This is a genomic window from Azospirillum sp. B4 (genome assembly GCF_000333275.1).
GTDB lineage: Bacteria > Pseudomonadota > Alphaproteobacteria > Azospirillales > Azospirillaceae > Nitrospirillum.
In genome coordinates, this window is the sequence record NZ_BACU01000133.1 from 1 (window position 1) to 20,241 (window position 20,241).

Genomic DNA, 20,241 nt, shown 5'->3' on the forward strand with positions numbered 1-20,241 from the left:
GCCGGGGTCACGAACGTGAAGCCGTCGTAGACCAGGTGTTCGTACATGTCGTCGGTGAACACCCAGACGTGCGGGTGGCGCACCAGCACGTCGGTCAGGGCCTTCATCTCATCATAGGTGTAGGCGGCGCCCGAGGGGTTGGACGGGCTGTTCAGCATGACCCACTTGGTGCGCGGGGTGATGGCGCGCTCCAGCTGCTCCGCCGTCATCTTGAAGCCAGCCTCGGCGCGGCATTCCACGAACACCGGGGTGCCCTCGGCCATCAGCACGATGTCGGGGTAGCTGACCCAGTAGGGGGCGGGGATGATGACCTCGTCGCCCGGCGACAGGGTGGCCATCATGGCGTTGAAGATCACCTGCTTGCCGCCGGTGCCGACGCTCACCTGCTCCGGCTTGTACTCCAGCCCGTTCTCGCGCTTGAACTTCAGACAGACGGCGCGCTTCAGCTCCGGCGTGCCGTCGACGTCGGTGTACTTGGTCTGGCCATTCTGGATGGCGCGGATGGCGGCCTGCTTGATATTGTCCGGTGTGTCGAAGTCCGGCTCGCCGGCGCCCAGGCCGATGATATCGCGGCCGGCGGCCTTCAAGGCGCGGGCCTTGGCGGTGACGGCGATGGTCTGGGACGGTTTAATCCGGGCGAGACGCTCGGCAACGATCGACATGACGGCTACCCTTGTTGGGAAAGGAAAATCCGAGGGCGGACCTTACGCCCGGCAAAAAAGGGGCACAACCGCCGCCCGCGCATGCCGCGCCTGCCGCGCCCGGGGCCCCGCGACATTAAGATGCGCGGCACGGTCACGGGCCCGGATGACAGGGCCGGCGCGGATGGGGTAATCAACCGGCATGGCGCAGGACATCAGCGATCAAGCCCCCCAGGCGACCCAGCTCATGGGCATCAGCCAGATGGTGACCATCGGCACGGTGGCGCTCGTCGTCATCGTGCTGATGCTGGTGGTGATGTGGGCCCTGCGGCCCAAGACCCGCACCCTGTCGCGCCGCCGCTACAACGCCGAGGCCTACCGCCGCAAGCTGGCGCTGGACGACGCCGGCTATTCCGTCGTCCACGGCCTCTACATTCGGGACAAGCAGGGCAAGCCCTTGCGCGTCGACCACCTGATCCGCCTGCCGGCCAGCGTGCTGATGGTGCTGAGCGCCCCGGCCGACATGGGCGGCCGCATCAGCGCCCAGACCAAGGCGGGGCAGTGGCGCTATCTGGCGGCCAGCGGCAAGGTCGGCCTCTTCGTCAATCCCGTGATCCAGATGCAGCCGCTGATCCATATCATGAAGGCGCGCTTCCCCATGGTGCGGCTGCGCGTGCTGGTGGTGTTTCCCGACGGGACGGAGTTCACCAGCGGCGTGCCCAACACCGCCTGCCTGGCGGGCGACTTCCTGGCCACGCTGAAGTCCATGGCGCGGGAGGACGGGACGGAGAGCGAGGCCATGGCCACGGCCTGGGAACCCCTGTCCAAAGCCCTGACCCGGTCCGGCGGCAGCGCTTCCATCCCCCAGCAGGACGAGGGCGCCGGCAAGTCCCCGGCGAAAGCGGGCAAGCGGCCTGGAAAAGTGGCGCGGCGCAGCCTACCTTGAGGCCATGCCCCACGATGTCCCCCAAATGGCCGCCCAAACCATAGAGCCCAACCTGCCGTTGCCGATGACCATGCCCCGGGGCAGCGCCCTGCCGGCACCCACGGACGGCGTCCCCTTGCGCATCCAGTCGGACTTCGCGCCGGCCGGTGACCAGCCACAGGCCATCAAGGAGCTGACGGCCGGCTTGGTGGCGGGGGAACGGGACCAGGTGCTGTTGGGCGTCACCGGGTCGGGCAAGACCTTCACCATGGCGCATGTCATCGAGAAGCTGCAGCGTCCCACCCTGATCCTGGCGCCCAACAAGACGCTGGCCGCCCAGCTGTATGGCGAGATGAAGAGCTTCTTCCCCGACAACGCGGTGGAGTATTTCGTCAGCTATTACGACTATTACCAGCCCGAGGCCTACGTCCCCCGCACCGACACCTATATCGAGAAGGAAAGCTCGATCAACGAGCAGATCGACCGCATGCGCCACGCCGCCACGCGGTCGCTGTTAGAACGGCGCGATTGCATCATCGTGGCATCTGTCAGCTGCATCTACGGTATCGGCTCGGTCGAGACCTATTCGGAGATGACCCTGCCGCTGAAGGTGGGGCACACGCTGAACCGCACCCATTTCCTGCAGCGGCTGGTGGACCTGCAATACCGGCGCAATGACGTCGGCTTCGGCCGCGGCTCCTTCCGGGTGCGTGGCGACACCATAGAGCTGTTCCCGGCCCATATGGAGGATCGCGCCTGGCGCTTCTCCCTGTTCGGGGATGAGCTGGAGGCCATCCAGGAGATCGACCCCCTGACAGGCGAGAAGATCGCGTCCCTGAAGGAGGTGCGAGTCTACGCCAACAGCCACTACGTCACGCCCAAGCCCACCCTGTTGCAGGCGGTGGAGCAGATGAAGCGCGACCTGAAGCTGCGGCTGGAGGAATTCAACGCCCAGGGCAAGCTGCTGGAGGCCCAGCGGCTGGAGCAACGCACCACCTTCGATATCGAGATGATGGTGGCCACCGGGTCCTGCGCCGGCATCGAGAACTATTCCCGCTATCTGTCCGGCCGCGCGCCGGGCGAGCCGCCGCCCACCCTGTTCGAATACCTGCCGGCCGACGCCCTGCTGATCGTGGACGAAAGCCACGTCATGGTGCCCCAGGTGGGCGGCATGTATAAGGGCGACTACATGCGCAAGTCGACCCTGTCGGACTACGGCTTCCGCCTGCCGGCCTGCATCGACAACCGCCCCCTGAAGTTCGAGGAATGGGACGCCATGCGACCCCAGTCCGTCTTCGTCTCCGCCACCCCCGGCCCATGGGAGATGGAGCGGACGGGCGGCGTGTTCGTGGAGCAGGTGGTGCGCCCCACCGGCCTGATCGATCCCGAGGTCATCATCCGTCCCACCGAGACCCAGGTGGACGACGTGATGGCGGAGTGCCGGAACTGCATCGCCAAGGGCCAGCGCGTCCTGGTCACCACCCTGACCAAGAAGATGGCGGAGGCGCTGACCGACTATATGCACGAGGCCGGGATCAAGGTCCGCTACATCCATTCCGACGTCGAAACGTTGGAGCGTATCGAGATCATCCGTGACCTGCGCCTGGGCGCCTTCGACGTGCTGATCGGCATCAACCTGCTGCGCGAGGGCCTGGACATTCCGGAATGCGGGCTGGTCGCCATCCTGGACGCGGACAAGGAAGGCTACCTCCGCTCCCGCACCTCGCTCATCCAGACGATTGGCCGCGCGGCGCGCAACGTCGAGGGCCGCGCCATCCTGTACGCCGACAAGGTCACGGCCAGCATGGCGGCGGCGCTGGAGGAGACCAGCCGGCGCCGGGAGAAGCAGCGGATCTATAACGAGGCCCACGGCATCACGCCCGAATCGGTGAAGAAGCAGATCGCCGATGTCCTGAACTCCGTCTATGAACGCGGCGACCGGGTGAACGTGGATGCCGGCCTGGCGGACGAGGCGGGCCTGGTGGGCCACAATCTCAAGGCCGTCATCGCCGACCTGGAAAAGAAGATGCGGGCCGCCGCCGCCGACCTGGAATTCGAGGAGGCCGGACGCCTGCGTGACGAGATCCGCCGGCTGGAAGCTATCGACCTGGGCCTGGACCCCGGCGCGACACCCCTCCGCGCCAGCGCCATCGGGGAAAAAAGCCGCGCCAGCGCGGTGAGTGAGAAGTCCAACATCAAGGCCCCCATCCCCGCCGGGCGTCCGCCGGGCAAGCCGGCCGGCCGCCGCCGCCGGGGGTCTTGATATTCACCCGGGTAATATTGACGGGGCCGCCGTCCGGCCCTAGGTATCGCGTCATTCCATGAACGGAGGACGCGATGGGCCTGGATCCGGAAATGCGCTGCACCGCCTTCGCGGGCACCCGCCACTTGGCGACCGGCACGCTGGTGGAGGCGGCGCTGGCGGCCAAGGCGGCGCAGGATGCCGGCGACGACAGCCTGATCTTCATTTTCAACGATGCCACCGGCCGCGCCGTCGACGTGGACCTGCGTGGCCCCGCGGAGGCGGTGCGCGGTCGCCTGGCGCCCGCGTTCCCCGCCGACCTCACGCCCGCGCCCCCGCGGCCCGGCCGGCCCAAGCTGGGCGTGGTGGCGCGGGAGGTGACCCTGCTGCCCCGCCACTGGGAATGGCTGAACACCCAGCCGGGTGGCGCGTCGGTCGCCTTGCGCAAGCTGGTGGACGCCGCCCGCCACGCGAACGAGGGCGCGGACCGCGTGCGCCAGGCGCAGGAGGCCGCCTACCGTTTCATGTCCACCATGGCCGGTGACCGCCCCGGCTTCGAGGAGGCGGCGCGGGCCCTGTTCGCTGGCGACGCCGCCCTGTTCCAGCAGCACAGCCAGGACTGGCCGGCGGATGTCCGCTCCCATGCGGAGCGGCTGGCGGCGCCGGCGTTTTAGAATTCCAGCTCCCAGTGCTGCCCGGTCAGATCCTTGCCGAAGGAATGGTGCGGCTCTTCCCGCACCAGGCGGAACCCCGCTTGCTCGTAGAGGTGCCGGGCGGCATGCAACACGCTGTTGGTCCACAGGATGACGCGGCCGTAACCCGCCGCCCTGGCGAAGGCGACGCACTCCGTCACCAGATGGCGCCCCAGGCCCAGGCCACGGGCGGATGCCTCCACGTACAGCAGGCGCAGTTTCGCCACGTCGTCACTCTCGCGGACCAGGAAGATGGAGCCGACGATGGCCCCGTCGCGCTCCGCGATCCAGCACCGCTCCCGCCGGTGGTCGTATCGCTCGATGAACTGGGCGGTGATACTGGCGACCAGGGCCTCGAACCGTTCATCCCAGCCGTATTCGCGGGCGTATAACAGCGTCTGGCGAAGGATGATCCAGCCCATGTCGCCCGGCCGGTGCGGGCGCAGGACGTAGGCGGGGCCGGGGCGGTTGTCGCCCAGCAGGCTGCCCGCCTGATCCAGGGCCTGGACCAGGCGATCCTGATCCGCCGGGGCGAGGCGCTGGATCAGACTGGCCACCTCCGCCCGCGAGCGGTCGTCGATCAGCGTGTACAGTTCGCCCCCGGCGGCCGTCAGGGCCAGCAAAGACTGGCGCCCATCGGCGGGATCGGGCCGGCGCCGGACCAGCCCCCGCCTTTCGAAGCCGCGTAGCAGGCGGCTCAGGTAACCCGCGTCCAGGTCCAGGTCTGCCGCCAGGCTCTTGGCCGCCCGTTCCGGCCGCTGGGCCAGTTCAAAAAGGATGCGCCCTTCCGCCAGCGACAGGTCGGTACCCAGCAGGCCGTCCCGCAGCACGCCGATGCGACGCGTGTAAGTCCGGCTGAAACGCCGGACGACCTCAACCTTGGCCTCCAGCCCCGTATCCATGTCCACGTGCGCCCCCATCTACCCGATGGTTGCCACTGTCTAGAGGTTAGTTGACTTAGTCAATTAAATGGACCGCCGTAAAGGGGGGGCGGAACACTTGGCTTCATTGTCTGCTCACTCCGCCAATTCCGGGGCCGGCACGCCGTCCAGGCCATTCGCGCGGGCCGCGATGCGGCGCCAAACCCGCAAGGGGCTGCCCATTGTCAGGGCCAGCAGCAGCCAGCCCAGGGCGAACAGGCCGTAGCCCAGCGGCATGTAGGGTGGCAGGAAGCGGAAGGCCACCGTGGACCGACCGGCCGGCAAGGTGATCTGCTGGAAAAGGCCCTCGGTCTCCGCCACCGTCTGAGGCTGGCTGTTCACCGTCGCCCGCCAGCCGGGCATGGACAGCTCCAGCCGGGTCAGGGTGGTGGCCGCTGGGCAGTCGCTGACCAGGTGGCTGCGGTCTTGCGGCGCCAGCACGCAGCCGTCAGCGGTGAAGTAGGGGCGCGGGTTGGGCAGTTCGTACACGCGCATGGCCGCGTCCTCGAAGACCCGGGGCGGCTGGCCCGCCAAGCTCAACTGCAGCTTCAGGGTGTGGTCGGGCAGCGCCTGTCCTTGATAGGAAACGGTGACCCGGCCATCAGTGGCGCGTGGCCAGGACCACAGCATCAGTGGGTAGACGGCGTCGTCGTAATTCAGTTCCACCGTCGTTTCGCGCCCCAGGGGCAGGGGCTCCGCCAGGGTGATGGTGAAGGGGTGGTTGTCGATGGCGCCCTTCAGGCTGGCCTGCCCGACGGCGCAGGCCCCCTGGGAGCAGACGGTGGCCGCCAGCATGCCGTCGGCGTAGCCATGGCCAGTGCCGATCATCAAGGACAAGCCGCCCAGTGCTGCGCCGGCCAGGGTGGGGTCCGTCAGCGTCAGGCCCGCGCGTTGGCCGCTTTGCAGCTTCAGGGGCGTGTTGGCGCCGGCATCGGCCACGTCGGCGTAGGCGCGGACGAAGGGATCGCCCTCCGCCTTGGTCACCAGGTACTGCACGCCGACGGCTTCGTAGGTCGCCCGGTTCTTCAGGAAGTTCTCCGCCGCCGTTGGGCCGTCGGGCCGCAGGCGGTTATGGGCGAAGACACCGGCCGCGGCGTTGTCGTCCAGCCGCCGTTCGACGAAGCTCACCCACTTGGCGGGCAGGGGTAGGTCGTTGTGGTTGATCTGCGCCACCTGGAAATAGGTGCCGTAATTGGGCTCGACCGGTCCCAGGGTGTGGAAGCGCTGCAGGCCCAGATGCTCCCGCAGGAAGGGAATGCCCGCCGTTTCCAGCTGTGCGCCCCGCGGATAGGCCAGCGTGGGCACAATGAAGTAGGCCAGCGCCTCGGCCACCACCAGCGCCGCCAGCAGCGGTACCCTGGCGTCGTTGGTCGCGGCATCGTCGCTCGCCCGCCAGGGCCGGCACCAGGCCCAGCCGGCCAGCAGCACCAGTCCGAAGGCCAGCGACCAGTTATGCCAGGGAGTCACCAGGACGGTGACGGCGGGCGGTTGCGGCACGGCGAAGGCCCCGGCCAGCAGGATGGCCATGATGCCGGCGCTGATCCAGAAGGCGGCCGGCCGGCGCCGGGCGAGCGGGTCCATCAGGTCGGCCAGGGCCAGGGCCGACAGGACGCAGAGCGCGAACTCCCAGGTGCAGGGCAGATAGCGGTAGAAGGCGGAAATGGCGAAGCCGGGCAGGACGGACAGGGCCGTGGCCACCCCGGGCAGGCCATAGCAGGCTGCCACCGTCACCGCCACCCAGGCCGCCAGCATCCGGCGCAGGGCGCGCACCGTGCGGCCGAACAGGGCGTAGAGGCTGAGGACCATCGGCAGCAGGCCGGCATAGCCGCCAACATCGGCCCAGAACGGCGCCGTGGCCGCATTCTCATGGATCAGGCCATGCAGGTAGGGGAAGAACAGCTTCACCAACGCGCTGGCCGGTAGCGCCAGCCCAAGGAAAGAGGCGCCATGTTGCGCCAGATAGGCATGGGGCAGGTAGTCGAAGAAGGCGATGAGGGCGGGTGCCGCCAGCGCCAGGCCGGTCACCACACCCATCGCCACCCGCCCCAGGAAGGACGGCATGCGCGCCCGCTCCAGCCCCGCCAGCCGTGTCAGCGTCCATGCGGCGGCCAGCAGACCGTTGAAATAGGCGACCTCCGGAAAGCCGGCATAGAGCGACAGGGCCAGGCTCGCCCCGGTCAGCCCCCAGCCGCCCCAATGGCCGGTGCCCCAGTGACCGGTTTGGCCCGCCGCCGCACGGTCCCGCGCGATCTCGACGCCCAACAGCATCAGGGGCAGGAAGCAGATGGGGTTGACGGTGGCGGTGGCCAGCCAGGCGAAAGTGCCGTTGAACTGGAACAGCAGGCCGCCGGCCAGCGCGGCCCCGCGCGGGCACTCCAGGCGGCGCAGCAGGAAATATGTGGCGATGCCGGCGATGATCTGCAGCAGCAGATGCATGTACAGCTGTCCGTCCGGCAGGGCCAGCAGCAGGCTGGGCGGGAACAGGGCGGCGGATTGCATCTCCCCCGCCAGGGGCGCGCCGATCCCTTGGTAGGGGTTCCACCACGGCAGTCCGCCGCCGGTCAGCATGCTTTTGACCGCACCCCGGCCCAGGGCCTGCGAGGTGAAGGCGATGTTGGGATCGATGGTGGGATATAAGCCCAGCCAGCCGCTGGTGAGGGTCGGAGTCAATCCGGCGTCGAACAACAGTGGGCTGGCCTTAAGCACCCCGAGCACCAGATGGATTTTAGCCAGGATGGGAGCGACCATCAGGGTGAGCACGGGCCAGCGGCCGCGCCAAGAGACGGAAGAGTCCATGCCTACCCCACCGGATGAGTGATTGCAAATTTATTACGCCGTTAGATCTATGTCTAACGGTATAACGCATACCTCATTAGGAAGAGTGGGCCAAGCGTTTGCCATGCCTGGCGTGCCCGTCCGTGTGCCAGTGTCCCGGCGGAGGGTTGCGCGGCAAACGGAGCGGAATCAGAAAAACAGGCGGACGCCCAGCTGCGCCTGGTTCTCGTGCGCCTCGATGGGCAGGTTCACCGCCAGGCGCTGCTGCCGGCGGCTGTCCACGTGCACCCACTCCACGGTCCACCGCATCCAGCGCAGTGGCCGGTACGCCGCCGCGGCGGTATAGGCCTTGCCGTGTTCGTCGAAGTGGTGGCGGGTGCTGACGGGGGTATCCTCATGGGTGCCGAAGGCGTCGAACCGCCCGCTCACGCGGAAGGCGCCCCATTCCTGGCTGGCCAGCAGGTAGAAGGCCTCGAACGTGCCGTCGCTTTCGCTGGCGGGGCTGGGACGGATGTCGGTGGCGCCCCGCATGGCCTGGGCAAGCAGGGTCAGGCCGGGTGCCGGCGCGATCTTATAGCCGATGCTGGCGAAGTCGGTGTTCCAGGCATACCCATGGCCGTTGCTGATGGTGGGATCGCCGCGGTTGTCCCAATGCAAATATGACAGCTCGCCACCCAAAGGATCCGTCCAGCGCCCGCCGATGTAGAAGCCGGGCTGGTGGTCGATTTCGGCGAAAGGCTGGAAGCTGGCGGGTGGGCTGCGGTTCTGGTGCATGGGCACCTCGTCGGGCAGGCGCAGCTTGTCCAGCAGTCCGGCGGGGCGTTCGATCAGGGCCCAGCCGCGATAGTCCAGCATCTCACCGGTGCCGTCGTTGCCGGCGAAGACGGCGCCGACCAGGTCCAGCCGCATGCCGCCCGGCCCGTCTGGCCGCCAGCTCAGCGTCACCTCCGACCCCTCTGTCCGCAGTTCCTCCCCCACCCAGCTGTTGATGGCGCTGGGCGTCAGGGTGTAGCGGCTGGTCCAGCCCAGGCCGTCGTTTTCCAAGGAGATGGGCGGGAAGAAGGCGCCGGCCTTCACTTGCCAGGACAGTGGGCCGGTCGGGGCCGGGCGCCAGCGGACAAAGGCCTCGACGATGTCCACCAGGGTGCGCTGTTCCCCTTCCGCCCGCAGGTGGGTGTAAACGTCCAGGCCGGGCAGCAGATGCGCCGTCGCCATCAGCGACCCCTCGGCCAGTGTGGTGGTGCGGGGTCCCGGATCTCCACCCGTCCGCAGCTTGCCCAGGCCACCGTCGAAGGTGCTCCGGTCGTTGGGGGTCTGCACCAGGCGGGCGTCCAGCAGTCCATGGAGCTCCACGTCCGGGAACCCCTCCGCCGCCCCGGCCGTGCCCATCTGTAAGGCCGCCCACACCGCCACGATCAGGGGCCGGACGGCGCGCTTCATCCGCAGGCCCCCCGCGCTGGGGTCTGCCAGGGATTTTTCCCTGCCGCGTGGCTGGTCAGGAAATCGGCGAAGGCGCCGGGCATCATCGGGCGGGCGATGTAATATCCCTGGGCCAGGTCGCAGCCCATCTCCGCCAGCAGGCCCAGGGCCGGGCCCTTCTCCACCCCCTCGGCCGTCACCTTGTAACCCAGGCTGTGCCCCAGCGTGATGATGGAGCGGACGATGGCCTGGTCTTGCGCGTTCTCGTCCAGCGTCTGGACGAAGGAGCGGTCGATCTTGATTTCCCGTACCGGCAGGCGCCGCAGATAGGCGAAGGAGGACTGGCCGACGCCGAAATCGTCGATGGACAGTTCCACCCCCCGGTCCGCCAGGCGGCGCAGCATGGCGATGGCCGCCTCTGGCTCGCCCATGATGGCGCTCTCGGTGATTTCCAGCATCAGGCGGTCGGCCTTCAGGCCGGTTTCCTCCAGCAGGGCGTCGATGCGGCCTGGCAGGCTCTCGTCGCCCAGGTCGCGCACCGACAGGTTGACGGACATGCGCAGGTCGTGCCCCGCCGCCGCCCAGGCGGCTGACTGGCGCAGGGCCCGGCCCAGGGCCCAGCGGGTCAGGTGGCGGATGGCGCCCGTCTCCTCCGCCAGGGGGATGAAGCCGTCGGGCGGCACGAACCCCCGGCGGGGATGCGTCCAGCGCACCAGCGCCTCCGCCCCCACCAGGTGGCCGGTTTGGGGCTCCAGCTTGGGTTGATAGGCCAGGTCCAGGGCGTCCTGTTCGATGGCCTCCTTCAGATCACCCATCAGCGACAGCCGTTCCGGCCGGTGCGGGTCGGCGGCATGGTCGTAGACGCGGATATTGGACTCGGCCGACTGCGCGGCCAGCATGGCCACGTCGGCATGGCGCAGCAGGATGCCGGCGGTGTCGGCTGGCGGGGCGCCGGACGTGGGATCGGGATAGACGGCGATGCCGACGCGGGCCGCCAGGTCCACCGTCACCTCGGCCTCGCCGTAAGGCGCCTCCGCGTACGGTGTCTCGAAGGCCGCGACCAGGGCGGGCGCCAGGGCCAGGGCGGCTGTCCTGTCCCGGTCCACCAGCAGGATGGCGAAGCCATGTTCCGATACACGCGCGACGACGGCGTCACCGGCCCCTTCGGCGGTCAAGGCATGGGCCAGCCGGTCGCCGGCGTCGCGGGCCACCCGGTCCGCGAGGTCGTGGCCCAGGGTGTTGGCCACCTCGCGCAGGCGGTCCAGCCCAACCAGCAGCAGGGCCACACCATGCCCCTGGTCGATGGCCGTATCCACCTGCTCCTCCAGGTTCAGGCGGTTGGGCAGGCCGGTCACGGCGTCGTGCAGGGACTGGTGGCGGATGTGCTCCTCGCGATCCGCGATGGCCTGGGCCATGTCGTCCAGCGCCGTGGTCAGCTGGCCGATCTCGTCCCGGGTGCGCACGGGCGGCAGGGGGGTATAGTCGCCGTCCGCGATACGCCGGGCCACGGCGGCCAGGGCGGTCACCGGCCGGGTGACACCCCGGGCGATCAGGCCAATGCCGATCAGGGCCGCCACCAGGCCGCCGGCCATCAGGGCGCCCATGTACAGCATGATCTTGCGATAAGGGGCCAGCGCCTCGTCCAGCGGATACTGCAGCACGGCGATCATGGGCAGGCTGCCGGGCGCCGTGGGCAGGGGCGTGGTCAGCACCAGGTATTCCGCCCCCTGCTTGGTCATCAACCGCGGCTCGGCCGCCGCCATCTGGCCAGGGGCGGCGATGCCCGCCAGCGGGTCCATCGGTTCGCCGGCGGCGGCGACCACCGACCAGGGCGCGTCCCGCGCCGTCTGGCCGGCCAGGGCGATGTCCTTGCGCAGGGGCGACAGGGCGCGCAGTTCCTCCGCGAAGCGATCATCCACCCGCACCATGATGCAGATCCAGGCGATGGGGTCGGGCAACAACACCGGCACCACCACCAGGCGATAGGGGGTGCCGTCCACCACGCCGCTGGCAGCGGCCCGCCCCGCCTCCCCCGCCAGCGGCAGCAGGTCGGGGAAGGCGAAACGCCCCAGGCCGGTCAGTTCCCTGGGCCGGGCGGTGTCGGCGGCGATGGTGCCGTCCAGGTCGATCAGCTGCATGCGGCTGGCGCCCACGCGACGGCCGAAATTGCGCAGGGCGCTGAGGGCGGTGCCACTGTCATGCACGCCGATGGCCTGGCGCAGGGCATAGTCCAGCGACATCACCTTGGCGTCCTCCGCCAGGTGACCGGACAGGGTTTCCAGATGGCGGCTGAAGGACTGGGCGCTGTTCACCAGTTGCTGTTTGCCGGTGTCGATCAGGGCGGAGCGCGCCACGCCGTACAGGATGACCATGGTGCCCAACTGCACGACGGCCAGCATGGCGACCAGGAACAGCACCAATCGATTTCTAAAGCCGAGAGCCACGGGGCCGCGTCCTGTCGTTCTGGGTACCGCTCGTTCTTAATAAGTGCCGCGCTCGGGATCCAGGCCCTGTCGGGTGTCCGGCAGCAAGGCGGGCAGGGTCAGGGTGAGGGGGGCGGCGCCCAGCGCCGTGGCGGCCAGGGTCTGCTGCGGTGGAGTGGTGCCGGGCTTCAGCCGGGGCTGCCAGACCGCCACGGTGGCACCGGCGACGGGCAGGCCGGTCAGCGTGACTTTGCCGTCCTTGCCGGTGACGGCGGCGAAGGGGGCGGCCGTCACGTACAGGTGGGCGATCATGTGATCATGGATGTTGCAGCCCAGCGCCACCACCCCGGTCCCGTCGAACTTGCGCTGGCCGATCTGCCCGGGCGACAGCACGAACTCGAACTTCGCCGCGTCCGAATAGGAATAGACATGATGGCGGGTCAGATCGCTGTTGCGGAAAGTGACCATGCCGCCCTTGGGCACCACCATGACATAGGGCACGAAAGTCTCATCGATCTGGTCGACGATCAGGGGCACGGGGGGCGCCGTCGGCGGCAGGGCGGCACCCTCCGGCGTGGCGGTCACCACGGCGTCGGCCACGGGACGGCCGCCGCCGTCGACCACCATCACCGTCAGATCGGTGGCGCGGGCGGGGAAGGATGGAAGAGCCAAGAGTGGAAGAGCCAAAGCCAACAGGCACGCCATCATCCGGCGAACCGGCGCGGACTCCACCTTCGTCACGCGACGATCGTCGATGTCGCCAGCAAAACCCATGAACGCCCCTCGAAGGCAGGTTGTTTTTTCGTCGCGCAAGTGTGCCACAATCCGCATGTCCGTCCGTGGACAATTTCCCCAGCGATGGGCGCACGGGGCAGCGGTGAGGAACCCAGCCGCCTCCAGGATGTGGGGTTGGTGACAGAATTTAGAATAATTCTAAATCTGCTTGCCGGCCGCTGTCCAAGGGGTTACCTTCACCGGCAAGGCATGGGTTTGGAACACGAGGAAAGGAAACAAGAATGGCTATCGACATCGGCATCTCCGAGCAGGACCGCAAGGCCATCGCCGAGGGGCTCAGCCGCCTGCTGGCCGATACCTACACGCTGTATCTCAAGACCCATAACTTCCATTGGAACGTTACCGGTCCGATGTTCAACACCCTGCACACCATGTTCATGACCCAATACACCGAGCTGTCGGTGGCGGTGGACGACATCGCGGAGCGTATCCGCGCCCTGGGCTTCCCGGCCCCCGGCTCCTACGCCCAGTTCGCCGAGCTGACGGTCATCCGGGAAGAGCGTGGGGTGCCCAAGGCGGAAGAGATGATCCAGCAGCTGGTGGAAGGGCAGGAGGCGGTGGCCCGCACCGCCCGCTCCATCTTCCCGGTGGCGGAAGGCGCCAGCGACGAACCCACCTGCGATCTGCTGACCCAGCGCCTGCAGATCCATGAGAAGACGGCCTGGATGCTGCGCGCCATGCTGGAAGGCTGACCCGCCCCCTCGCATATGGATAAGGAAAAGGCGGCCTTCTCGGGGCCGCCTTTTTTGTTTTCCGGGTCAGGAGCGCGATGCCGCCTGCCGCTCGATGCGCTCATGCAGGCCGGCTGGGGCCAAGCCCAGCGCCATCAGGCCCTCGGTCGCCACGAACATGGGGCCGATCAGGGCTTGGAACAGGTTGTCGACCAGGGCCGGCTTCCGGCCCTCGAAGGCATGGCCCACCAGCTGGAATACCCAGCCACTGACGAACAGTCCCAAGGCCAGCCATCGCACCGCGCCGGCGTCCAGCCGCTCCGTCAGCCAGGCGGACAGCAGCACCGACGGCACGACAAGAAGGCCCAGCGCCAAGCCCACCGGGCGGTTGAGCGCGATCCACAGCGCCCAGACCATGACCGACAGGGCCAAGCCCAGGGTGACGGTGCCGAATCCGGCCACCTCGGCCACCGGCACCAGGGTACAGGCCAGCACTACGGAAAAGACGATCAGCGGGATGCCCACGGCGTGCGTGGCCTTGTTGCGGCTGTCGCGGTGGTAGGTCGTGTACATGGCCATCTGGCGTTCAAACAATGAACTGGCAAACAATGAACTGGCGACCACCCGGCCCTCCCTTGTTTTGGGTTATCGATCGCTAACCATAGCGCCATTTCCTTGTCATTGCGCGGCATATCCCGCCTGCCGGCCTTCCACCACCCGGTCGGCCAGGCGGCCCACCAGTTCCGCCAGGTGGTCGAAGCGGGCGGTATAGCTGCCCAGACCCAGGGTCAGGGACCGCAGGTCGACGATGAAGTCGCCCATGTCGGCTTGGGGGACGCAGGCGCTGACCTGGTCCCATTCGGACCAGCCCGGCCGCACGTCGAAACCCAGGATTTGTCCCCGCCGGCCGCTCAACAGGCGCTGGACCTTGGCCGTGAACTCCGCAGGCGCGGTCGCGGTGACCAGCAGCACGGGTTCCAGCAGCACCGGTTCCGCCTTGGTCAGGGCCGCCTGCACCGCCATGCGCCCGGCGGTGCGAAAGGCTTGCTCGCTGCTGTCCACCGAATGGAACTGCCCGCCGGTCAGGGTGACGGACACGTCCACCACGGGGAAGCCCAGCGGGCCGCTGGCCAGTGCCTCCCGCGCGCCGTCCTCCACCGCCGGAATGAAGGACCGGGGGATGGCGCCGCCCACCACCTTGTCCTCGAAACGGAAGCCCTCGCCCCGGTCCAGGGGCGCCACCGTCAGGTGCACGTCGGCGAACTGGCCGTGGCCGCCGGACTGGCGTTTGAAGCGGGCATGCTCCGCCACCGTGCGGCGGATGCTCTCGCGATAGGGCACGGCCGGCGGCCGGCTGGACACGGCAAGGCCGAATCGGCTGCGCAGCCGGTCCAGCGCGATCCCCAGATGCACCGCGCCCTGGCCGGACAGCGCCATTTCCCCATCCTCCAGCACCAGGCGCAGGTCGGGATCCTCGTCCAGCAGCTTGGCCAGCGCGCCGGTCAGCTTGACTTCGTCGGCCCGCTGCTCCGCCCGCACGGCCAGCGTGTGCACCGGCTCGGCGGCGGCCGGCCAGGACAGGGGCGTGCCGGCCTCGCCCCGGGCGGACAGCAAGGCGCCCGGCTGAGCATGCTCCAGCTTGGCCAGGGCCACCACCGCGCCGGCCCCGGCGCTGGTGATCTTGGCGGGCGCGCCGCCGCCCAGGGCGAAGACGCCGCCCACCCGGTCTGGTCCCAGCGCCTGGCCATCCGCCACTTCCCCTTGCCAAACGCGGCAATAAGCCAGGCGTCCGCTATGCGGCGCATGGTGGATGCGGAAGGGCTGGACCAGCACGCCGGTCGCTTCCAGGCCCAGGCGGCGAGCGGTCACGCCCACCCGCGGCGCCTCATGCCGCAGGGCCTTCAGCAGGCGGCGTACGCCATGGTCATTCTGCGCGGAGCCGAGGAAGACGGGGACGATCAGATCCTCCGCCACGTCGCGGCTCAGTTGGCGGTAGACGTCGGCGGGTGGCGGCGACACGTCGTCCAGCAGCTGTTCCAGCAGGGCGTCGTCGAAATCCGCCAAGGCCTCCAACAGGTCCTGGCGGGCGGCGCGCTCGCGCGACAGTACCGCGTCCGGCATGGGCACTGTCTCGGACTTTGCGCCGGCGCAATAGCGGTAGGCGCGCTCGCTGACCAGGTCGACGTAGCCGGTGACGGCCCGTCCCTGGCGGATGGGCACTTGGCGCAGCACCAGGGGCCGCTGCGAAACGCCCTCCAGCGCCGTCATCAGGTCGGCCACGCGCACGTCGCCGCTGCCCAGCTGGTCCACCTTGTTCACGAACAGCAGGTGGGGAATGGCGTGCTCATCCAGGAAGCGCAGCAGGGGGGCCAGCATGGTGGCCTTTTCCGGCACCGGCTCGCACACCACCACGGCCACGTCGGCCACCATCAGGGCGCGGGCGGTCTCTCCCGCCAGCTCGATGGAGCCAGGGCAGTCCAGGATATGCCAGGTGTCGCCCAGGTGGTCGCAGGTGTGGACGCTGACTTCCGTGCTCATATGACGCGTGAGGGCCTCGGCGCTGGCGTCGCCGGCGCTGGTGCCGTCCTGCACGCTGCCCTTGCGGGCGAGCTGGCCCGTGGCCATCAACAGGCTTTCCAACAAGGTGGTCTTGCCGCTGAGGTAGGGCCCCACCAGGGCCGCGCATCGCGGTGCCGTTCTTGTGCCGTTGCTCATCCTTGCCTCCGGATCTGCTTGGGTCCGGGGCCACGTTCTGGGCGGTCATGCCGACCCGGGGCGCCTGTACGGGTACGCAGGGCGATGGTGAGACGCGGATAAACGCACGCTAAGCAGACTTTCCGAACTCCGCCCCACATGGGCGGAACCTGCTTAGGGGTGATGCATGCCAAGGCGCCGGGGGTGGCGGCCGGAGCCAGTCCGGGCACCCGCTTCCTCCCGAGGCATGATGACACACCCGCCCCGGCCGGCTGTCGAGTGAAAAGCGTCGTCACCCGGCCGATTCGCCGGGGCAGGTGACGGGGGGCGCGCGCAGCTATCAAATCCATAGCGGGACGGGGCTTGATATGGCGGTGGCCGTCCCCTCCTTAATAGGGCAGGCGGAGGCGCTCCGGGACCGGGGCGCCGCAGGCACGGAGGAAAAGGCACCATGCTGATCAGGACCAAGCGCGACTGGGAATTGCCGGAGTCGGTGGCGACGCCGGAGACGGCCTACATCAACCGCCGCGCCCTGATCACAGGGGCGGGCGCCATCGCCGGCGGCTTGGCCCTGGGCGGCGGGGCGCCACGGGTGGGCACGGCCTATGCCGCCGAAGAGCCGGCACGCAATCCCGCCTACACCCTGGACCGCGCGGTAACGCCGGAAGGCGCGGCCACCAGCTACAACAACTTCTATGAGTTCGGCACATCCAAGGACATCGTGTCGGCGGCGCAGAAGATGCCGCTACGCCCCTGGACCTTGCGCATCGACGGCTTGGTGGAAAAGCCCCTGACCCTGGGCATCGACGATCTGCTGAAGGCCATGCCGGTGGAGGAGCGGCTGTACCGCCATCGCTGTGTCGAGGCATGGGCCATGGCCGTGCCGTGGATGGGCTTCCCCCTGGCCAAGCTGGTGGCCTTCGCCAAGCCGTTGTCGGCGGCGACATATGTGGAACTACAGACCTTCGGCCGCGACACGTACGCCGCACCCGGCTTGCGCCAGCCCTTCTATCCCTGGCCCTATGTGGAGGGCCTGACCATGGCGGAGGCGACGAACGAGCTGGCCTTCCTGTCCACCGGTCTCTACGGCAAACCCCTGCAGGCCCAGAACGGCGCGCCCCTGCGCCTGACCCTGCCGTGGAAGTATGGCTTCAAGTCGGTGAAGTCGGTGGTGCGAATCAGCTTCACCGACAAGCGGCCCAAGACCTTCTGGGCCCTGTTGAATGCCGACGAGTACGGCTTCTGGGCCAACGTCAATCCGGCCGTGTCCCACCCCCGGTGGTCCCAGGCGCGGGAGCGGCTGCTGGGCAGCAATGAGTCCGTCCCTACCCAGATATACAATGGCTATGGTGCCCAGGTGGCCGGCCTATACAAGGGATTGGAGAAGGAAGCGTTGTTCATGTAGTCGCGTGAACCGGCCTTTAACTACTTTGCCCGTTGCAAATAATCGCTTGCCGCCGCCTGCGGATAAATTACAGTACTGGTGATCGAGAACATCACCTGGGGGCGTTGGGGTGACCGAGGGCGTTTTCGCCATATTGGAGTTCGGGCTGTTCGTTTTTCTGGCCACCGCCGGAATCAGCGTGCTCGTGTCCCTGGTCGCCCATGTCCACTGCATGGTGCTGGAGCATCTGGCCGACGTCAGCGGCCTGCGGCAACGCCTGGCCCGCTATGCCCGTCTGGCCAGCGGCCTGTCGGAACGGGTGGAGGCGCGCAAGGGCACGGCGGCCGGCGCAGCCACCGTGCTGTTCTCCAACCAGCGGCAGGAAGCGCAGCTGAAAAAGAGAGTGCGGGAGTTGGAGGCCTCGCCCCATCGCTTTGTGCGCGTGCTGGGGCATGAACTGCTGCCCAACCGCCCCTTCGAGTTCCTGGCCATGAACAGCTCCGTCTCCCATCAGGTGAAGCGGGGGGAACGGCACGCCTTCTTCGACAACAGCTGGGCGCGGCCGGTGCCGGTGCACGTCTGGGCCTCCAACATGGAAGAGGCGCGGGCGGAGTTTGAGCGGGCCTTCCCCCGCACCCTGGGCTTCAAGATCACCCACGCCCAGTCCCTGCCCACCGACGTGACCCTGACCGATCCGGCCACCATGGAGCTGGAGGCGGCGTCGTGAACTGGTTCGCCGTCGTCCTGGGCGTCATGATCGTGCTGATCGGGGTGAAGCCCGCCTTTCAGAAGGCGCAGCGCCAGCTGAAGCGCACCCGCCGGTCCATCAAGGATCTGCAGCGCCGCCGCTATGTGCTGAGCCAGCAGGTGCGGGCGCTGGGCCGGGAAAGCCTGTCGCAGCGCCTGACCAGCGTCGCCGACGACGTCGAGGCGGCGGAGTTGGGCAGCCACGTGAAGGGGCTGACCGACCAGGTGAACGCGCTGGAATCGGTGGACCGGCGCATCCTGGTGACGGATGAGCGGCGCGGGCTGCAGGAAACCGGCTGGATCGTGCTAATCCGGCGCACCGAGGGCCTGCCCATGGAGCCCACCCGCGTGGTGAAGCTGTGGGAGGAGGGGCGCTACTACTTCTTCTTCGCCAGCGACCTGACCCGGGCCCGCCGCAAGGCCCAGCTACGCTTTCCCGCGGCCCAGGGCTATGAGGTGCTGGACGTCGTTCCCCATGAGGGTGACCTGTCGGAAACCCCGAGCTTCGGCGCCAAGCGCCAGAGTGCGTGATGGGCACGCGCAAAGGGGCGGATGCATTCGTGGCTCCGCTGCCGGCCCCCGTCACGCGCCGCCCTAATTCAAGGGCCGACACCCCCGATTAGCTCAGGGCAGCCTTCGGCGGAGCCCCCGCGAAATGGGTGAAGAAAGCGCTTTACAGCCCCCGGACCTTCCCCTATAACCCGCCGCCCTGACCCCAGCGTGGTTGCCTGTCTACGGAGCGCTGTGGCAGACGTCGCGAGTAATCGCGACACGGTTCTCTGAAAAGTAAAAGCATCTAACGCTGCATCAGCCAATAATGCTCTGATTGTTGCGAGTGAACGGGCCTAAAGCGAATCTAATAAGATCGCCTATTGCTCCCGGCCTTGCGATGAATAGAGCTAGGATGGCCCGGCTTGTATCCGCGGCGCCGACGTTGATTTGAAAAAATGAACGACGACGAAAAAAGATACTTGACGGCGACACGGCGAGCGATTAGATGTTTGGCCATCGACGCGGTGAACGCCGCACGATGAAACGACGAACGAAGCGCTGGCGATGCCGGCATCGGTCGTCCGGCGCGGCGGAAGCGGCGCCAGGCTCTTGAACAAGTGAACGGAATTCGAGAAGGGATACGCGGGCGGCGGTGCCGACATTGCGATCTGGATCGCAAAACGGCAAACCTGCCAAGTCCACGTATCTTAAATACATGCTCTGAATATGTTCCCCCGGAAACGGGGGAAACAGGAACGGACTTGGGTTTGAGGTGCCGACTAAGGTTGGTTTCCGTCGAGGTTCTTGCTGGCCGCGAGGTTGGTTGGATACCGCATTGAACCTGAGAGTTTGATCCTGGCTCAGAACGAACGCTGGCGGCATGCCTAACACATGCAAGTCGAACGAAGGCTTCGGCCTTAGTGGCGCACGGGTGAGTAACGCGTGGGAACCTGCCCTTTGGTTCGGAATAACTCCGGGAAACTGGAGCTAATACCGGATGAGCCCTGTGGTTGTGGAGATCATAGGGGAAAGATTTATCGCCGAAGGAGGGGCCCGCGTCCGATTAGGTAGTTGGTGAGGTAACGGCTCACCAAGCCGACGATCGGTAGCTGGTCTGAGAGGATGATCAGCCACACTGGGACTGAGACACGGCCCAGACTCCTACGGGAGGCAGCAGTGGGGAATATTGGACAATGGGCGCAAGCCTGATCCAGCAATGCCGCGTGAGTGATGAAGGCCTTAGGGTTGTAAAGCTCTTTCGCACGTGACGATGATGACGGTAACGTGAGAAGAAGCCCCGGCTAACTTCGTGCCAGCAGCCGCGGTAATACGAGGGGGGCTAGCGGTGTTCGGAATTACTGGGCGTAAAGGGCGCGTAGGCGGCTGTTCAAGTCAGGCGTGAAATCCCCGGGCTTACCTGG

Annotated in this window: 15 protein-coding genes and 1 rRNA gene; 8 read left to right on the plus strand and 8 right to left on the minus strand. The window is 67.7% G+C overall.

Going from position 1 to position 20,241, the window contains the following annotated elements; translation table 11 throughout:
• Positions 1-662, minus strand: a 662-nt coding sequence (locus tag I55_RS06210) for an aminotransferase class I/II-fold pyridoxal phosphate-dependent enzyme (RefSeq protein WP_044559633.1), incomplete at its 3' end; no start/stop codon positions are given.
• Positions 663-843: 181 nt separating this feature from the next.
• On the opposite strand from I55_RS06210, the gene I55_RS06215 reads away from it, so the two are divergent.
• The 3 genes from I55_RS06215 (at position 844) to I55_RS06225 (ending at position 4,482) form a co-directional block, all read left to right on the plus strand.
• On the plus strand, positions 844-1,587 hold the full coding sequence (locus tag I55_RS06215; protein ID WP_044559634.1) for an NERD domain-containing protein: 744 nt from the start codon (positions 844-846) through the stop codon (positions 1,585-1,587).
• 64 nt (positions 1,588-1,651) lie between these two features.
• Positions 1,652-3,829: an excinuclease ABC subunit UvrB gene (uvrB, locus tag I55_RS06220; protein WP_044559642.1), complete on the plus strand. Its 2,178-nt coding sequence runs from the start codon at positions 1,652-1,654 to the stop codon at positions 3,827-3,829.
• Between the two features lie 74 nt (positions 3,830-3,903).
• Complete coding sequence (locus I55_RS06225; RefSeq protein WP_044559635.1) at positions 3,904-4,482, plus strand: DUF2239 family protein; 579 nt, start codon at positions 3,904-3,906, stop codon at positions 4,480-4,482.
• On the opposite strand, the gene I55_RS06230 is transcribed toward I55_RS06225, so the two are convergent.
• The 5 genes from I55_RS06230 to I55_RS06250 all read right to left on the minus strand — a co-directional run bounded on the left by I55_RS06230 (position 4,479) and on the right by I55_RS06250 (position 12,811).
• Complete coding sequence (locus tag I55_RS06230) at positions 4,479-5,402, minus strand: helix-turn-helix domain-containing GNAT family N-acetyltransferase (RefSeq protein WP_044559643.1); 924 nt, start codon at positions 5,400-5,402, stop codon at positions 4,479-4,481. The two genes, I55_RS06225 and I55_RS06230, sit on opposite strands and share 4 nt — an antisense overlap.
• Positions 5,403-5,516: 114 nt before the next feature.
• Entirely contained in the window at positions 5,517-8,216 is a 2,700-nt protein-coding gene (locus I55_RS06235; RefSeq protein ID WP_148293594.1) for a hypothetical protein, read from the minus strand.
• A gap of 168 nt (positions 8,217-8,384) precedes the next feature.
• Entirely contained in the window at positions 8,385-9,635 is a 1,251-nt protein-coding gene (locus I55_RS06240; RefSeq protein WP_044559636.1) for a hypothetical protein, read from the minus strand.
• Complete coding sequence (locus I55_RS06245) at positions 9,632-12,031, minus strand: bifunctional diguanylate cyclase/phosphodiesterase (protein ID WP_148293595.1); 2,400 nt, start codon at positions 12,029-12,031, stop codon at positions 9,632-9,634. The genes I55_RS06240 and I55_RS06245 overlap by 4 nt, the downstream gene beginning before the upstream one ends.
• Positions 12,032-12,094: 63 nt before the next feature.
• On the minus strand, positions 12,095-12,811 hold the full coding sequence (locus I55_RS06250) for a hypothetical protein (RefSeq protein ID WP_148293596.1): 717 nt from the start codon (positions 12,809-12,811) through the stop codon (positions 12,095-12,097).
• A gap of 242 nt (positions 12,812-13,053) precedes the next feature.
• Between I55_RS06250 and I55_RS06255 the strand changes: the two genes are divergently transcribed.
• The gene (locus I55_RS06255; protein ID WP_044559637.1) at positions 13,054-13,524 is read left to right on the plus strand and encodes a Dps family protein; all 471 of its coding nucleotides are present in this window, start codon (positions 13,054-13,056) and stop codon (positions 13,522-13,524) included.
• A 66-nt stretch (positions 13,525-13,590) separates the two neighbouring features.
• Here the strand turns inward: I55_RS06255 and I55_RS06260 are convergent, their stop codons facing one another.
• Complete coding sequence (locus tag I55_RS06260) at positions 13,591-14,082, minus strand: DUF962 domain-containing protein (protein WP_044559638.1); 492 nt, start codon at positions 14,080-14,082, stop codon at positions 13,591-13,593.
• A gap of 99 nt (positions 14,083-14,181) precedes the next feature.
• A complete protein-coding gene (locus tag I55_RS06265; RefSeq protein ID WP_044559639.1) occupies positions 14,182-16,218 on the minus strand; it encodes an elongation factor G in 2,037 nt (678 codons plus the stop codon).
• Positions 16,219-16,648: 430 nt separating this feature from the next.
• Between I55_RS06265 and msrP the strand changes: the two genes are divergently transcribed.
• From msrP to I55_RS06285, 4 genes are all read left to right on the plus strand, one after another.
• The gene (gene msrP / locus I55_RS06270) at positions 16,649-17,602 is read left to right on the plus strand and encodes a protein-methionine-sulfoxide reductase catalytic subunit MsrP (RefSeq protein ID WP_044559640.1); all 954 of its coding nucleotides are present in this window, start codon (positions 16,649-16,651) and stop codon (positions 17,600-17,602) included.
• Positions 17,603-17,711: 109 nt separating this feature from the next.
• The gene (locus I55_RS06275; protein ID WP_049973879.1) at positions 17,712-18,308 is read left to right on the plus strand and encodes a hypothetical protein; all 597 of its coding nucleotides are present in this window, start codon (positions 17,712-17,714) and stop codon (positions 18,306-18,308) included.
• Positions 18,305-18,859, plus strand: a complete 555-nt coding sequence (locus tag I55_RS06280; protein ID WP_044559641.1) for a hypothetical protein — start codon at positions 18,305-18,307, stop codon at positions 18,857-18,859. The genes I55_RS06275 and I55_RS06280 overlap by 4 nt, the downstream gene beginning before the upstream one ends.
• 798 nt (positions 18,860-19,657) lie before the next feature.
• Positions 19,658-20,241: ribosomal RNA gene (locus I55_RS06285) — 16S ribosomal RNA — on the plus strand; the annotation flags it as partial.

Excerpts from the sequence above, each read along its gene's own strand:
- I55_RS06215 (WP_044559634.1), top strand. The coding sequence starts at position 844 with ATGGCGCAGGACATCAGCGATCAAGCCCCCCAGGCGACCCAGCTCATG.
- uvrB (WP_044559642.1), top strand. The coding sequence starts at position 1,652 with ATGACCATGCCCCGGGGCAGCGCCCTGCCGGCACCCACGGACGGCGTC.
- I55_RS06225 (WP_044559635.1), top strand. The coding sequence starts at position 3,904 with ATGGGCCTGGATCCGGAAATGCGCTGCACCGCCTTCGCGGGCACCCGC.
- I55_RS06230 (WP_044559643.1), bottom strand. The coding sequence starts at position 5,402 with ATGGATACGGGGCTGGAGGCCAAGGTTGAGGTCGTCCGGCGTTTCAGC.
- I55_RS06235 (WP_148293594.1), bottom strand. The coding sequence starts at position 8,216 with ATGGACTCTTCCGTCTCTTGGCGCGGCCGCTGGCCCGTGCTCACCCTG.
- I55_RS06240 (WP_044559636.1), bottom strand. The coding sequence starts at position 9,635 with ATGAAGCGCGCCGTCCGGCCCCTGATCGTGGCGGTGTGGGCGGCCTTA.
- I55_RS06250 (WP_148293596.1), bottom strand. The coding sequence starts at position 12,811 with ATGGGTTTTGCTGGCGACATCGACGATCGTCGCGTGACGAAGGTGGAG.
- I55_RS06255 (WP_044559637.1), top strand. The coding sequence starts at position 13,054 with ATGGCTATCGACATCGGCATCTCCGAGCAGGACCGCAAGGCCATCGCC.
- I55_RS06260 (WP_044559638.1), bottom strand. The coding sequence starts at position 14,082 with ATGGCCATGTACACGACCTACCACCGCGACAGCCGCAACAAGGCCACG.
- I55_RS06265 (WP_044559639.1), bottom strand. The coding sequence starts at position 16,218 with ATGAGCAACGGCACAAGAACGGCACCGCGATGCGCGGCCCTGGTGGGG.
- msrP (WP_044559640.1), top strand. The coding sequence starts at position 16,649 with ATGCTGATCAGGACCAAGCGCGACTGGGAATTGCCGGAGTCGGTGGCG.